This is a genomic window from Streptomyces sp. cg40 (assembly GCF_050320165.1).
Classification (GTDB): domain Bacteria; phylum Actinomycetota; class Actinomycetes; order Streptomycetales; family Streptomycetaceae; genus Streptomyces; species Streptomyces hokutonensis.
Genome location: NZ_CP190128.1, coordinates 5,864,966 through 5,878,736, shown reverse-complemented (window position 1 = coordinate 5,878,736; position 13,771 = coordinate 5,864,966). Strand labels below are relative to the sequence as shown.

Sequence of the window (13,771 nt, the reverse complement as noted above, 5' to 3'; positions counted from 1 at the left end):
GGGGTACACGTGCCGTTGCCCGGAAGTGGTGGTGTGTTGGTGCGGGTGTCGCGTCAATAGCGGGGTGGGGTGTCCCAACCTCTCAATAGCGCGGATGCACCAGCGTCGATGCCGGCAGCCCCGCCACCCGGGTCCGCGCCGCCGCCCGTACGTCGCTCTCCAGCCCCGGTTCCGCCGGCACGGCCCCCCGCGCCGCCAGCACGAACCCCCAGTCGCGCGGGGAACGGGACGTTCCGGCCGTGCGGTCGGGGCCCGCCGCGAAGCCCGAGGCCCGGCCGCCGACGCGGTAGGGGACGGGGTGGAGGCCGGCCGCGCGGACGGTGGAGACCACGGTCCAGAAGACGCGGCGCCGGGAGGCGACCGGGCCCGCGTGCACGACCAGCCGGCCCCGCTCGGTGAGGGCGCGGCGGGCGAGGCCGTAGAACTCCTGGGAGTACAGCTTGGTGCTGGCGGTGATGCCGGGGTCGGGGAGGTCGGCGACGACCACGTCGTACGTCCCGGGGTGGACCCGGCGCAGCAGGTCGAAGGCGTCGCCGGTGGTGACGTGGACGCGCGGGTCGCCGTAGACGTGGTCGTTGAGCGCGGCCAGGGCGGAGTCGTGGCGGGCCAACTGGACGACCTCCGGGTCGAGTTCGACGATGTCGACGCGGCGCACGCCCCGGTGGCGCAGGACGTCGCGGGCCGCGAGGCCGTCGCCGCCGCCGAGGACGAGCACGCGCGCGTGGGGGCCGTCCATCGCGGGGCCGACGAGGGCCTGGTGGTAGCGGCGCTCGTCGCGTCCGCTGACGCGGAGGCGGCCGTCGAGGAAGAGGTCGAGGGGGCGGCCGTGGTCTCCGCCGGTGAGGACGACCTCCTGGACGTCCGTCTGGAGGGCCACGCGGACGTCCTTGCCGTAGACGGCGTGCCGCGCGGCCCGTTCGAAGTCGTCGACGAGTACGGCGGCGGAGGCGAGCAGGCCGAGGACGGTGAGGTTGGTGAGGACCAGGAGCCAGCGGCCCCGGCGGGTGAGGTCGCGGCGGAACAGGCCGAGGACGAGACAGCCGCCGGCGACCACGTTGACCGTGCCGGTGAGCAGGGTGCCGGTCAACTGGCCCAGGAAGGGCAGGAGGAGGAACGGAAACGCCAGGCCGCCGACCAGTGCGCCCACGTAGTCCGCCGCGAAGAGGTCGGCGACCGCGCCGCCCGCGTCCTGACGGCGGATCCGCTGGATCAGCTCCATGAGGAGCGGGACCTCGGCGCCGATCAGCAGGCCGATCGCGAGCGAGAAGGCGACCAGGAGACAGCGCGGGCCCTGTGCCCAGAGGCCGCCCCAGTTCCCGGTCCAGGCGAAGACCGCGTACAGCGCCATCGCGCTGCACCCGCCGATCAGCGCGAGGGCCGCCTCGACCGCGCCGAAACCGGCCGCCGCGTGCCAGCGCAGGCGCTTCGCCGCGAGGGAGCCGATGCCCATCGCGAAGACCATGACGGAGAGGACGACGGACGCCTGGGTGACCGAGTCGCCGATCAGGTACGAGGCGAGGGCGACGAGTTCGAGTTCGTACACGAGTCCGCAGGCCGCGCAGACGAAGACCCCCGCGAGCACCAGGAACCGGCCCGTGCCCGGCCGTACGGGCAGCCGCGCGGGGCCTGCCCAGGGCGGCTGGGTACCCGGCCGGGCCGGCGCGTGCGGTTCGATCACGCTGCGACGTTACGTCACGGGACGGGCACGCTTCGTCACCCACACGTGTGGAATGTGTTTACGGCGGCCGGGACCGGTGTCGTATCCACGCGGCCCCGGATCCTCGGACAGGACACGGCACCGGATCCTCAGACGGGACACGGCACCGGATCCTCAGACGGGAGACGGCACCGGATGGGCCACCGGCACCCGCACACCCACCCTCGTCCGGGTCGCGACCAGCTGGCCGTCCTGCGGATAGGCGTGCCAGGTGCGCCAGTGCACCTGGCCCTCGTACCGCTGCGCGAGCATCGCGGTGAAGGCGTGCGGGCTGCCGGGGAAGACCCCCGCCAGGCCGTTGGGATGGTCGGCGACCAGGGCCAGCAGCTCCTGGGCGCGGCCCGCGAACTGCCCCGGGGACAGCACCTCGACCCGGGCCGCGAACTCGTACTCCCAGTCGCCGACCCGCTTGGCGACCCCGAGCGGCAGCGGTGTGCTGGAACCCGGGATGCACGCCACCGTCTCCGAACAGCTGCCCCGCTCCTCGTCCAGGAGTACCTGGTGGGACGCGCCGAGCAGTCTCAACTGGAGCCGCGCACCGGCGAGTTCCAGGTCGAGTGTGGCCAGCGCGGGCAGCGGCTCGCGCCCCAGGGTCCAGGCGAGGTCGGCCGCGCGCGTGTCGGTGTAGGAGGTCTGAAGGGTCGTGAGCATGGATCGGCTCCGCTAGCACGCAAAGAAAGGGGAGTGTGGGTCCGGCGCACCCCGGTAGACACCGGGGGATCGGCCCGGTCAGCCCAGTCAGGAGAAGGTGTCTGCGGGCTTCCGAGGGGCCGCGTTGGTGATTTAGAGGGAATCATGAACGGTGGCGCCACCACAGTGTTTTTACCCAACTTCGTGGGGTTTCCATCCCTCAGGGGGCTCCACAGCTCAACTGTTCAACCAAGGCGTACGCCCAGGCGTGTCGGGCGCGCGCCGGAGCGCCCGCCGGGAGTGGTCTCCCGACGGGCGCCGTGACCCCGGCCGCGGCCTCGTCCGCGGTGCTCGGCTGCCCCGTGTCAGCCGTCACCCCGTCCGCTGCCGCGTCCGCCGCCCCGCCCGCTGCCGCGTCCGCTCAGTTGCCCCCGCCGCAGCCTCCCCCGCAGGACGAACCGCCGCCGCACGACGAGCCGCCGCCGCAGGAGGAGTGCCCGCCACCGCAGGAGTGGCCCCCGTGGTGCCCCCCGGAGTGGCCGCCGCCCGAGGACGACGACCCGCCGTCCCCGGCCCACCAGCTGCTCGTACCGGCGGCGCCGCCGCCCCCGTACGCCCCCGACTTGCGGCCCGACTTGCGCCCCGCGCGCACGACCGCCGCTACGAAGACGACCGCGATCACCGCCAGGATGACGAAGAAGAACATGGCGTCACCCTCCTTCCGATTCCCCCGAAGCGGCCCCCCGTGGGCGCCTCGTGTGGTGCGTGAAGCAGGGATGCCCGGCCGTCTCACCAGCCAAAGCAGAGTTGAGGAACTCCAGAGCTTGGGCGCAGGATGACGGGCATGACCTCCAGCGCACGCCCCCTCCTCAACCGCCGGCTCGCCGAGTTCGGGACGACGATCTTCGCCGAGATGTCCGCCCTCGCCCTGAAGACCGGGTCGATCAACCTCGGCCAGGGCTTCCCCGACACGGACGGCCCCGAGGAGATCCGCGAGGCGGCGGTCCGCGCGCTGCGCGAGGGACGCGGCAACCAGTACCCGCCGGGCCCCGGCGTCCCCGAACTGCGCACCGCGATCGCCGCCCACCAGGAACGCCGCTACGGCCTGTCCTACGACCCCGGCGCCGAGGTCCTGGTCACGGCGGGCGCGACGGAGGCCATCGCCGCGGCGCTGCTGGCCCTGGTGGAACCGGGCGACGAGGTCATCGCCCTCGAGCCGTACTACGACTCCTACGCCGCCTGCATCGCGATGGCGGGCGGCACGCGCGTACCGGTCACGCTCCGCCCGCACGAAGGGTCGTTCCGCCTCGACCTCGACGAACTGCGCGCCGCCGTCACCGACCGCACCCGCCTCCTCCTGATCAACACCCCGCACAACCCGACCGGCACGGTCCTCACCCGCGAGGAACTCACCGCCATCGCCGAACTCGCCGTGGAACGCGACCTGTTGGTGATCACGGACGAGGTCTACGAGCACCTGGTCTTCGACACGGCCGAGCACATCCCGCTGGTGTCCTTCCCGGGGATGCGGGGGCGCACGGTGTCGATCGGCTCGGCCGGCAAGACCTTCTCCTTCACCGGCTGGAAGGTGGGCTGGGTTACCGGAACCGCAGAACTCGTGACCGCCGTCCGTTCCGCCAAGCAGTTCCTGACATATGTCGCCTCCGGGCCCTTCCAGTACGCGATCGCCGAGGCGCTGGCGCTCCCCGACAGCTACTTCACCGCCTTCCGCGAGGACATGCTGGCCAAGCGGGACCTGCTGGCAGCGGGCCTGACGGACGCGGGCTTCAAGGTCTTCCAGCCCGCCGGCACCTACTTCATCACCACCGACATCCGCCCCCTCGGCGAGAGCGACGGCTTCGCCTTCTGCCGCGCCCTCCCGGAGCGGGCCGGGGTCGTCGCCATCCCGAACGCCGTGTTCTACGACCACCGGGAGGCCGGCGGACCGTTCGTACGGTTCGCGTTCTGCAAGCAGACAGGAGTGCTGGCGGACGCGGCGGAACGGCTCCGCAAGGCGTTCGCGCACTGACCGCCGCCCCATGGGGCCGGTCGTTCTTGCTGAAGGTCCTACTCTCGCGACAGGACCGGCCCCTCCGCCGCTGCTGCAACGAGTTCACGGGGCCGACTTGGCCTTGAGGACTACGAGTCCCTGAAGGAGACGGCGTACCTGCTGCGCAGTCCGGCCAACGCCCGGCGCCTGCTCGCGTCCATCGACGAGCTGGAGAACGGCGGCAGCATCGTGCGCGAGCTGGCCACCTACGAATGAGGGCCGCGAGTTGAAACGAGGGCATCGGCAAACCGGAACCGCTCAAGCACGGATTCCAGGGCTACTGGTCGCGCCGTATCAACGACGAGCACCGGCTGATCTACAAGGCCACCGAGGACGCCGTCCTGATCGCACAGTGCCGCTACCACTACGCAGGTCGCAACGCTTGAGGCCGCGTTCTTGATCCTCACCCGATCACAGGGGGGACGCGGTGGTCCGGTCCTCCCCGGGTGAACAGCCGTCCCCGGCTGTCCACGATCCCGGACGTGGTTCTACTCTCTTCTCGGCTCCATCAGGAGTCACTGAAGTATCAGGCTGTGGGCGCCGGATTCGATGCCTCCGGCCGGGGGGAGAGCGCGCCCGTGCCACACAGAAGACCACTCATAGCTTCAGCTGTCTTCGCAGTCCTGCTCGGCAGCCTCGGCAACGGCCCCGCCCACGCGGACACGAGCACCGCTCTGTACGTCGACGATGCCTCTGCCGCGTGCAGCGACACCGGCCCTGGTTCCCAGGCGGAGCCTTTCTGTCAGATCCAGCCGGCTGCGGACGCTGCGGTGCCCGGGGACGTCGTCCACGTCGCCGCCAACACCACGCACTACGCCCCGGTGACCATCGCCTCGACCGGCGACTCCGACGCGCCGATCACCTTCATCACGGCCGCCGGCAACGGATCCAGCAGCATCGTCGAGGGCGCCGGCACCGTCGCGATCACCCTCTCCGGGGCCCGGTACGTCAGCATCGTCGGGCTCGGCGCCTACGCGTCGCATGCAGGCGCGCTCGTCATGACGAACTCCCAGCACATCAGCTACAGCCGCGCCTCCGTCCGGACCACCCTCGGCACCGCGACCACCGCGGCGATCGCCGTCGACGGAACCTCCTCCGACATCTCGCTCACCCGGCTCACGGTTCCGCTCTCGCCCGGGTCGGGCTTCGCCAGTGCGGCCGGGGCGCAGGACATCACGCTCGCCGACGACGTCTTCTCGGACGAGGTCGGAGGCGGTGTCTCGGCCGTGGGAACCGCCGGCATCGCCCTCGCGGGCGACACCATCTCGACAGCCTGCGGCGATGCGGTCACTCTGACCGACGGCAGCTCCGGGTCTGTCGAGAACACCGTCGCGTACGCCCAAGGGCCGACCACGTGCTCCGGTACCGGCACCCCGGCCGAGATCACGGTGGACGCCGCCTCCGCAGCCCAGGTCACCGCGGACTACAACGCCGTCAATCCGCTGTCGACCGGCACCGACTACGACTGGGCGGGCACGGCCTACGGCACGAGCCACGCGTTCGGTACGGGCACCGGGCAGGGTGCCCACGATCTGGACCAGACAGATCTGACGCTCACCTCGGTGGTGTCGGAGCACTCACCGCTCATCGACTCGGCGAACGCCGAGGCTCCCGGTGAACCCTCCACCGACTTCAATGGTGCGGGGCGGGTCGACGACCCGCTGGTCGCCGACACCGGTACCGGCGCGGGCGATTACGACCGAGGGGCGACGGAGTTCCAGGACCCGCTGGCGGTGACCGGAGTCATCCCGGCAAAGGACATCTACGTCGGTGTACCGGTCACGTTCACCGCCGTGGTGAGCAACCCCTGGTCGGACTCCCAGAGCCTCGGCTACACCTTCGACTTCGGTGACGGCAGCACCGCCACGTCGACCACCGGCTCGGCCACGCACACGTACACGCAGGAGACCGGCAGCACCGACGACACGCTCCTCGTCGTGGTGGACAGGGCCGACGGTACGAAACTCGGCGCCGCGGACGCCTCGTTCCCGGTCCTCCCGGTGCCGGCACTGACCGGAGGCATCGGCTGCGGGACCAGCCCCTCCGCGCCCGACACCGCATCCTGCTCCTTCGACACCAGCTACTTCTCCTCCTACCCGGTCGCCAGCGACCGGATCACCTTCGGGGACGGCACCTCGGCCGTTTCTGTCAGCGGCACATCCGGAACCGTCCATCACACCTATGCCGCCGCCGGCACGTACACGGTCACCCAGAAGGTCACCGACTCCGACGGACGCACCGCGACCGCGACGGCCAGGACCACGGTCGGCACGGCCTACGTCGCCGCGGGCCCATGGCGGGTGCTGGACACCCGCAACGGCACGGGCGCCGCCAAGCGGAAGGTCGGCCCCGGTGGGGTGGTCCGCCTCAAGATCCTCGGCGTGGACAGCATCCCGACCACCGGCGTCACCGCGGTGACCATGAACGTCACCGATGCCGATGCCACCGCCGGCAGTGTGGTCACGGTCTACCCGGACGGCACCAGCCGCCCGACTGCGTCCGATCTCAACTTCCTTGCCGGGCAGGTCAACCCCAACCTGGTCACGGTCCGGGTGGGCAAGGACGGCTACGTCGACCTCTACAACGCGCACGGCTATGTGAACCTCATCGCCGACGTGGAGGGCTACTCCACGACCTCGCCCAGTACGACCGACGAGCGCCTGAGCAGCCTGGCCCCGATCACCCCCACCCGGGTGCTGGACACCCGGAACGGTACGGGCGCCGCCAAGGGCAAGGCCGGGCCCGGCAGCATCACGACCGTCACCTTTCCGAAGTACGCACACGGAATCGCCACGATCGGTGCCGTCCTCGATGTCACCGTGACCGGCGGCACCACCAGCGGCGTGGTCACCGTCTTCTGCGGATCCAGCCGCCCGCCGAGCACGTCGAACCTCAACTACCGTACCGGGCAGACCGTCTCCAACCTGGTCGTGCCGACCGTCTGCACCGGCGGCAAGATCAAGATCTACAACAGCGCCGGCTACGTGAACCTGATCGCCGACCTCCAGGGGCTCTACACCAACGAGTTCGCCGGCGACTCGGCGGCGGGCGACAGCACCTCCCTCTCGGGCACCCCGTTCGTCCCGACCACCCCCACTCGATTCCTGGACACCCGGTACGGCACGGGCGCCCCCGCCAAGCGCCTCACCGCGAACAGCACCCTCGCGGTGAAGGTCGCCGGCGTCGGCGGGGTGCCCGTCGGTGCCGGCGCGGTGCTGGTCAACCTCACCGGCACCGGGCCGACCGCCGGCACCCACCTCACCGCCTACGGTGACGGCAGTCTGCCGAACGTCTCCGACCTCAACCTGACCACCGGCGAGACCCGTCCCGTCCTCGCCGTGGTCCCGCTCGATTCCAACGGCTACATCCACATCCACAACGCCAACGGCTCGGTCAGCGTCATCGCCGACCTGGAGGGCTACTTCGGCTGACCCCCTCCGGACCGCCGCCCTCACCCCGAGGGCGGTGGCCCGCCCCATGGCGCTGGACGAGCCTGCGATGTGCCTGTTGCGTGACATGCGAATGAGTGCACGAACGCGGCGTCGCATGGGTGACGGGAACCCCGGACCTGGTGACGGCCGTCCGCTCGGCGAAGCAGTTCCTGACGTATGTGGCCTCGGGCCCGTTCCAGTACGCGGTGGCGGAGGCGCTCGCCCTCCCCGACTCCTGCTTCGACGCCTTCCGCGCGGACATGCTCGCCAAGCGGGACGTCCTGGCGACGGGCCCGACGGAGGCCGGCTTCGAGGTCTTCCGCCCGGCCGGCACGTACTTCGTCGCCACCGACATCCGCCCGCTCGGCGAGACCGACGGCTTCGCCTTCTGCCGCGCCCTGCCAGAACGCGCCGGGGTCGTCGCCATCCCCAACGCGGTCTTCTACGACCACCGGGAGGCGGGGGCGCCGTTCGTGCGGTTCGCGTTCTGCAAGAGGACCAGCGTGCTGGAAGAGGCGGTGGGGCGGCTCAAGTCACTGGCGGGCTGAGCCGGAGGTCGATCCAGGGAATGGTCTCCCCGGGCAGTAGGTACCGCTCGGTCTCGACGAAGCCGTGCCGCAGCGCGAACCTGAGTCCGTCCTCGTTGGAGGACAGGACGACGGTCTCGATCACTTCTGCGCCCAGCTCGCGGGCGCGGTCGAGCCCGCGGGCGTAGAGCTCCCGGCCGAATCCACGCCCCCGGTGCGGGGCGAGGACGCGGGCGATGACGGTGGCCGTCCGCGTCTCGTCCGTCGGCGGGCGGACCGTGGTGCAGCCCACGAGTTCACCGTCTCCGTCGGCGAGGTAGGCGATCTCCAGGTGGTGGCGCCGGGCGCGTTCCCGTACGTCGTCCAGGGAGAGGACATGGGTGGGAATGATCGTGTTGTGGACGTGCTGCCAGTCTCTCAACGTGGCGTCACCGTCCGGCTGTTGAATCCGAAGGCCGGGCATCCCCGCAGCGAACCCGAGGACCTCGTGGACGTCAACTCCGTTGATTACCGGCCTTCCTGGGGCGACGCGGGCGGCGACGCGAAGTCGGCGACGAGCACGACGCCCCCACGGAACCCGCCCTTCGCCAGCATGGTGTGCGCCTCCGCGACCCGTTCGAACGGGAACGTCCTGGCGACCCGCAGATCCAGCCGGCCGCTTTCCACCAGGCCCGCCAGTGCGGCGAGTTCGGCACCGTCCGCGCGCGCCTGCACCAGGCCGACCCTGATGCCGCGCTCCGCGGCCGGCCCCCACGATGCTGCTGATCCCCGGCACCTCCACCCGCGCACACCTCGCCGAGAACATCGCCGCCGCCGCGATCGGCCTGTCCGCGCAGACCCTGCGCACGCTGGACGCGATCGCCACCGCCCCGACTGCCAACTGAGCCCCCTACCGGAGTCCCCTCCCATGCCCCAGCCTCTTCCCCGTCACCGCACGCTGGTCCTCTCCGGCAGCCTCCGCTCCGGTGCCGTCACCACGCGGATCGCCCACGCGGCCGTAGCCCAGGACCGCCCCGGGCACGAGGTGGTCCTGGCCACCGGCCTGGATCAACTGCCCCTGTTCAACGAGGACTTGGACACCGACCCGGCGCCGCCCGTCGTGGCCGCCCTGCGGGCCCAGGTCAGCTCGGCCGGCAGCCTGCTGGTGCTGAGCCCGGTCAACAACGCCAGCATCTCGGCCGCCCTGAAGAACGCCCTGGACTGGCTCTCCCGCCCCCGCGACGACTCGCCCCTCGCCGGAAAGCCCGCCACCGGCCTGGTCGTCGGCTACCACTCCCACGGCGCCGAGGACCACCTGGACACGATCCTCCGCGCCACCGGCGCCCGCACGACCCCGGCCCCGACCCCCGTACTGAGCCCGCGCGCCACCAATGGCGACCAGGTCACCACCGCGGTGGCCCGGGCCCTCGCCGCCCTGCACACGGCCTGACCACCTGCGGGGACGACGAGAGCCCGGTCCCCGCACGCGACGGTGATGGTCGTCGCCTACCGGGCCGGGCTCTCGTTCACACAGCTACCACGGGGGTACTACGGGTACTACAGGCACCGCGGGGGACCGAGGACTACTCCTCGTCGTCCTCCGGCTTCTCCGTGGCCTCGTCGACCTCCTCGGTCAGACCGAGCTGCTCGACGAGCCAGCGGTCGAACTCGATGGCGGCGCGCACCCAGCTGACCGTCGAGGAGACGAAGTGGTTCAGGTCGACGCCGGTGCCGATCAGCATCTGCGCCTCACCGATCAGACGGACGGTGCCGTCGTCGTGAGTGTGGCTGTAGACCTTGGGCCACAGGGTGCGGCGGTTCCAGTCGTCGATGGACTCCAGCAGCTGCGGCTTGGAGTCGATCTCGTGGGGACGGTCGTAGAACGTCCGGACCGAGAAGACGAGCTGGTCGTCCTCACCGCGGAACATGAAGTACGTACGGAACTGCTCCCACGGCGCCGCGAGGTCTCCCTCGTCGTCGACGACGTACTTCAGCTCCATCTGGTCGAGGAGCTGCTTCACGAGGTCCTGATCCGGGACGACGGGGCCCGCCGGTCCTTGCTGCGGCTCGGGCTGGCCCCCGAAGTTCGGAATCGAGGACGGGTCGATGCTCACCGTGTATTTCCCTTCGTACGGATTCCGCCATCCTCCCCCATCCGGGGAGGGGCGTGGCAACCCCTGCCGGGTCTGTCCGCCACGGGCTGACCGGATACGGCCATGCACATGCGGACTACGACGCGGTGGCTGCTCCGGGGGATGTGGTGGGCGTGCCTGGTTTTCGTGGTCTGGGCGGCCTGGTGGTTCGGGCGCACGATGCTCTACGCGGCCTCCGGTGACGACCCTCCCGGCACCGTCACCAGGGCTGGCTGCGCCGAGGCCATGGACTTCTCCGGGGCCGCGCTGCCCGAAGGCACCCGCGACGAGGACTGCACCTCGTACACCTGGGGAGGCCAGGCGTACGACGGCAGTTTCCGCGTGCCGCGCGCGGCGGTGGCCGGATGGCCGGCCGAGTCTTTCCCGGACGCCGCGGACGTCCCCTGCGACGGGGACGACGACATGTGCGTCCACGTCATCCGCGAAACACAGGCGCACGCACACTCGCCCGGCGCCTACGCCGTGACGGTGAGCGTGCGCTACGAGGACGAGGACGAGAGCGAGGGCGGGTCCGCTGGGGACACCGCCCTCGTCGGCTTCGACGCGCGTTCCTACTGAGGAGCGCCGGGCGTCACAGCGTCTTGCCGGTCGCCGGCCCCACGATCAACCCCTCCCCGAACGCGTCCACCCGGACCGTGTCGCCGTCCTTGACCTCGCCCGCCAGGATCTCCTTGGCGAGGCGGTCGCCGATCGCGGTCTGCACCAGCCGCCGCAGCGGTCGCGCGCCGTAGGCCGGGTCGTTGCCGTTGTCCGCGAGCCAGGCCAGGGCCTCGTCGGTGATCTCCAGGGTGAGGCGGCGTTCCGCGAGGCGCTTGGCCAGGCGGTCGATCTGGAGCCCGGCGATCCGGCCCAGCTCCTCCCGGTTCAGGGCGGAGAACACCACCAGGTCGTCGAGCCGGTTGAGGAACTCCGGCTTGAAGGAGGCCCGGACGATCTGGAGGACCTGTTCCTTCTTCTCGTCCTCGCCGGTGCTCGGGTCGATCAGGAAGTTGCTGCCCAGGTTCGAGGTGAGGATCAGGATCGTGTTGCGGAAGTCGACCGTGCGGCCCTGACCGTCCGTCAACCGCCCGTCGTCCAGCACCTGGAGCAGGACGTCGAAGACCTCCGGGTGCGCCTTCTCGACCTCGTCCAGCAGGATCACCGAGTACGGGCGCCTGCGCACCGCCTCCGTGAGCTGGCCGCCCTCCTCGTAGCCGACGTAGCCGGGAGGCGCGCCGACCAGCCGGGCCACGCTGTGCTTCTCGCCGTACTCCGACATGTCGATGCGGACCATGGCGCGTTCGTCGTCGAAGAGGAAGTCGGCGAGGGCCTTGGCGAGTTCGGTCTTGCCTACGCCCGTCGGGCCGAGGAACAGGAACGAGCCGGTGGGGCGGTCGGGGTCCGCGATGCCCGCGCGGGTGCGCCGTACGGCGTCGGAGACCGCCTGTACGGCCTCCTGCTGGCCGATGAGCCGACGGCCCAACTCCTCCTCCATGCGCAGGAGTTTCTGCGTCTCGCCCTCCAGGAGGCGGCCTGCGGGGATGCCGGTCCAGGAACCCACGACATCGGCGATGTCGTCGGGGCCGACCTCTTCCTTGACCATCGTGTCCTTGGAGGCCTCCTCCTCCGCCTGGGATGCCTCCTCCAAGTCCCGCTCCAGGGTGGGGATCTCGCCGTAGAGCAGCTTGGAGGCGGTGTCGAAGTCGCCGTCGCGCTGGGCGCGTTCGGCCTGGCCGCGGAGTTCGTCGAGCTTCTCCTTCAGCTCGCCGACGCGGTTGAGGGACTGCTTCTCCTTCTCCCAGCGGGCGTTGAGGCCGCGCAGCTCCTCCTCGCGGTCGGCGAGGTCGCGGCGCAGCTTCTCCAGCCGCTCGATGGAGGCGGCGTCCTTCTCCTTGTCGAGGGCCAGCTCCTCCATCTTCAACCGGTCGACGGAGCGCTGGAGTTCGTCGATCTCGACCGGGGAGGAGTCGATTTCCATCCGCAACCGGGAGGCGGCCTCGTCGACGAGGTCGATCGCCTTGTCGGGGAGGAAGCGGGAGGTGATGTACCGGTCGGAGAGGGTCGCGGCGGCGACCAGCGCGCTGTCCGCGATGACGACCTTGTGGTGGGCCTCGTAACGGCCCTTGAGTCCGCGCAGGATCGCGATGGTGTCCTCGACGGACGGCTCCGCGACCAGCACCTGCTGGAAGCGGCGCTCCAGCGCCGGGTCCTTCTCGATGCGCTCGCGGTACTCGTCGAGGGTGGTCGCGCCGACCATGCGGAGTTCGCCGCGGGCGAGCATCGGCTTCAGCATGTTGCCGGCGTCCATGGCGGAGTCGCCGCCGGCGCCCGCGCCCACGACGGTGTGCAGCTCGTCGATGAAGGTGATGATCTGGCCGTCGGAGTCCTTGATCTCGGCCAGGACGGTCTTGAGCCGCTCCTCGAACTCGCCGCGGTACTTCGCGCCCGCGACCATCGCGCCGAGGTCGAGCGAGACCAGCCGCTTGTTCTTGAGGGACTCCGGCACGTCCCCCTTGACGATCCGCTGAGCGAGCCCCTCGACGACGGCGGTCTTGCCGACGCCGGGCTCGCCGATGAGGACGGGGTTGTTCTTGGTGCGGCGGGACAGCACCTGGACGACCCGCCGGATCTCCTGGTCCCGCCCGATGACAGGGTCGAGCTTGCCGTCGCGGGCGGCGGCCGTGAAGTCCGTACCGAACTTCTCCAGCGCCTTGTACTGCCCCTCGGGGTCGGGTGTGGTCACCCGGCGCCCTCCCCTGCTCTTCTGGAACGCGTCCAGCAGCTTCTTCGCACTGGCCCCCTGCTGGGAGAGTACGTCCCCGGCCGCGCCGCCCTTCGCGGCGATGCCGATCAGCAGGTGCTCGGTCGAGAGGTACTCGTCGCCGAGCTCCTTCGCGCGCTCGTCGGCGTCCGCGAGCACCGCGAGCAGTTCACGGCTGGGCTGCGGGGGCGCGACCGTCGACCCGGTCACGCTGGGCAGCGAGGCGAGCACGCGCTCGGCCCCGGACCGTACGGCGGCCTGGTCGGCGTCGACGGCGGCCAGCAGGTCGGTGATGTTCTCGTTGTCCTCCCCCGCGAGCAGCGAGAGAAGCAGGTGCGCCGGGGTCAGGTCGGCGTGCCCCCCGGTGACGGCGCGGCTGCTGGCCGCGTTGATCGCTTCCCGGCTCCTGTTGGTCAGCTCGGCGTCCACGTTCCGGTACTCCTCCTCCTACGGCCTTCGTGCACGGACTGACTCGGTCAACGTGCACAAAGTTGAGTCTATTCCACTCAAGGCAGTGGCGGGGCGGATCGGGGGACTAAGTTCC

The 13,771-nt window shown here is 70.9% G+C and carries 12 protein-coding genes and 3 pseudogenes; 8 read left to right on the top strand and 7 right to left on the bottom strand.

Features of this window, described 5'->3' with window-relative positions:
• Window positions 1-82: 82 nt before the first annotated feature.
• The 3 genes from ACQHII_RS26280 to ACQHII_RS26270 form a co-directional block, all read right to left on the bottom strand.
• A complete protein-coding gene (locus tag ACQHII_RS26280; RefSeq protein ID WP_427921622.1) occupies window positions 83-1,678 on the bottom strand; it encodes a polyamine aminopropyltransferase in 1,596 nt (531 codons plus the stop codon).
• Window positions 1,679-1,831: 153 nt separating this feature from the next.
• Window positions 1,832-2,368, bottom strand: coding sequence for a DUF2617 family protein (locus ACQHII_RS26275; RefSeq protein ID WP_427921621.1), 537 nt, complete (start codon window positions 2,366-2,368; stop codon window positions 1,832-1,834).
• A gap of 400 nt (window positions 2,369-2,768) precedes the next feature.
• Window positions 2,769-3,053, bottom strand: coding sequence for a hypothetical protein (locus ACQHII_RS26270; RefSeq protein WP_427921620.1), 285 nt, complete (start codon window positions 3,051-3,053; stop codon window positions 2,769-2,771).
• 129 nt (window positions 3,054-3,182) lie between these two features.
• On the opposite strand from ACQHII_RS26270, the gene ACQHII_RS26265 reads away from it, so the two are divergent.
• From ACQHII_RS26265 to ACQHII_RS26245, 5 genes and pseudogenes are all read left to right on the top strand, one after another.
• Window positions 3,183-4,376 carry a pyridoxal phosphate-dependent aminotransferase gene (locus ACQHII_RS26265; RefSeq protein WP_427921619.1) on the top strand — a complete coding sequence of 398 codons (1,194 nt, stop codon included), beginning with the start codon at window positions 3,183-3,185 and terminating at the stop codon, window positions 4,374-4,376.
• Window positions 4,377-4,472: 96 nt separating this feature from the next.
• A pseudogene (locus ACQHII_RS26260) lies at window positions 4,473-4,613 on the top strand (type II toxin-antitoxin system Phd/YefM family antitoxin); the annotation flags it as partial.
• A 17-nt stretch (window positions 4,614-4,630) separates the two neighbouring features.
• Window positions 4,631-4,783 (top strand): annotated as a pseudogene (locus ACQHII_RS26255) (Txe/YoeB family addiction module toxin); the annotation flags it as partial.
• Window positions 4,784-5,167: 384 nt separating this feature from the next.
• Complete coding sequence (locus tag ACQHII_RS26250; protein WP_427921618.1) at window positions 5,168-7,828, top strand: PKD domain-containing protein; 2,661 nt, start codon at window positions 5,168-5,170, stop codon at window positions 7,826-7,828.
• Between the two features lie 110 nt (window positions 7,829-7,938).
• A pseudogene (locus tag ACQHII_RS26245) lies at window positions 7,939-8,376 on the top strand (aminotransferase class I/II-fold pyridoxal phosphate-dependent enzyme); the annotation flags it as partial.
• Here the strand turns inward: ACQHII_RS26245 and ACQHII_RS26240 are convergent.
• Entirely contained in the window at window positions 8,357-8,818 is a 462-nt protein-coding gene (locus ACQHII_RS26240; RefSeq protein ID WP_427921617.1) for an N-acetyltransferase family protein, read from the bottom strand. The pseudogene ACQHII_RS26245 and the gene ACQHII_RS26240 overlap by 20 nt on opposite strands.
• A 44-nt stretch (window positions 8,819-8,862) precedes the next feature.
• Window positions 8,863-9,144, bottom strand: a complete 282-nt coding sequence (locus ACQHII_RS26235) for a zinc-binding dehydrogenase (protein ID WP_427921616.1) — start codon at window positions 9,142-9,144, stop codon at window positions 8,863-8,865.
• Between ACQHII_RS26235 and ACQHII_RS26230 the strand changes: the two genes are divergently transcribed.
• Together ACQHII_RS26230 and ACQHII_RS26225 are read left to right on the top strand one after the other, a co-directional pair.
• Window positions 9,111-9,239 (top strand): hypothetical protein, encoded by a 129-nt coding sequence (locus ACQHII_RS26230; RefSeq protein WP_427921615.1) that lies wholly within the window; start codon window positions 9,111-9,113, stop codon window positions 9,237-9,239. The two genes, ACQHII_RS26235 and ACQHII_RS26230, sit on opposite strands and share 34 nt — an antisense overlap.
• Window positions 9,240-9,262: 23 nt before the next feature.
• Window positions 9,263-9,784 carry an NADPH-dependent FMN reductase gene (locus ACQHII_RS26225; RefSeq protein WP_427921614.1) on the top strand — a complete coding sequence of 174 codons (522 nt, stop codon included), beginning with the start codon at window positions 9,263-9,265 and terminating at the stop codon, window positions 9,782-9,784.
• Between the two features lie 133 nt (window positions 9,785-9,917).
• Here the strand turns inward: ACQHII_RS26225 and ACQHII_RS26220 are convergent, their stop codons facing one another.
• Complete coding sequence (locus ACQHII_RS26220) at window positions 9,918-10,448, bottom strand: YbjN domain-containing protein (protein WP_019070391.1); 531 nt, start codon at window positions 10,446-10,448, stop codon at window positions 9,918-9,920.
• A 108-nt stretch (window positions 10,449-10,556) separates the two neighbouring features.
• Between ACQHII_RS26220 and ACQHII_RS26215 the strand changes: the two genes are divergently transcribed.
• On the top strand, window positions 10,557-11,045 hold the full coding sequence (locus ACQHII_RS26215) for a hypothetical protein (RefSeq protein WP_427921613.1): 489 nt from the start codon (window positions 10,557-10,559) through the stop codon (window positions 11,043-11,045).
• Between the two features lie 13 nt (window positions 11,046-11,058).
• On the opposite strand, the gene clpB is transcribed toward ACQHII_RS26215, so the two are convergent.
• Window positions 11,059-13,656 (bottom strand): ATP-dependent chaperone ClpB, encoded by a 2,598-nt coding sequence (gene clpB / locus ACQHII_RS26210; RefSeq protein WP_427921612.1) that lies wholly within the window; start codon window positions 13,654-13,656, stop codon window positions 11,059-11,061.
• Between the last annotated feature and the right edge of the window lie 115 nt (window positions 13,657-13,771).

Excerpts from the sequence above, each read along its gene's own strand:
- ACQHII_RS26275 (WP_427921621.1), bottom strand. The coding sequence starts at position 2,368 with ATGCTCACGACCCTTCAGACCTCCTACACCGACACGCGCGCGGCCGAC.
- ACQHII_RS26270 (WP_427921620.1), bottom strand. The coding sequence starts at position 3,053 with ATGTTCTTCTTCGTCATCCTGGCGGTGATCGCGGTCGTCTTCGTAGCG.
- ACQHII_RS26265 (WP_427921619.1), top strand. The coding sequence starts at position 3,183 with ATGACGGGCATGACCTCCAGCGCACGCCCCCTCCTCAACCGCCGGCTC.
- ACQHII_RS26240 (WP_427921617.1), bottom strand. The coding sequence starts at position 8,818 with ATGCCCGGCCTTCGGATTCAACAGCCGGACGGTGACGCCACGTTGAGA.
- ACQHII_RS26230 (WP_427921615.1), top strand. The coding sequence starts at position 9,111 with ATGCTGCTGATCCCCGGCACCTCCACCCGCGCACACCTCGCCGAGAAC.
- ACQHII_RS26225 (WP_427921614.1), top strand. The coding sequence starts at position 9,263 with ATGCCCCAGCCTCTTCCCCGTCACCGCACGCTGGTCCTCTCCGGCAGC.
- ACQHII_RS26215 (WP_427921613.1), top strand. The coding sequence starts at position 10,557 with ATGCGGACTACGACGCGGTGGCTGCTCCGGGGGATGTGGTGGGCGTGC.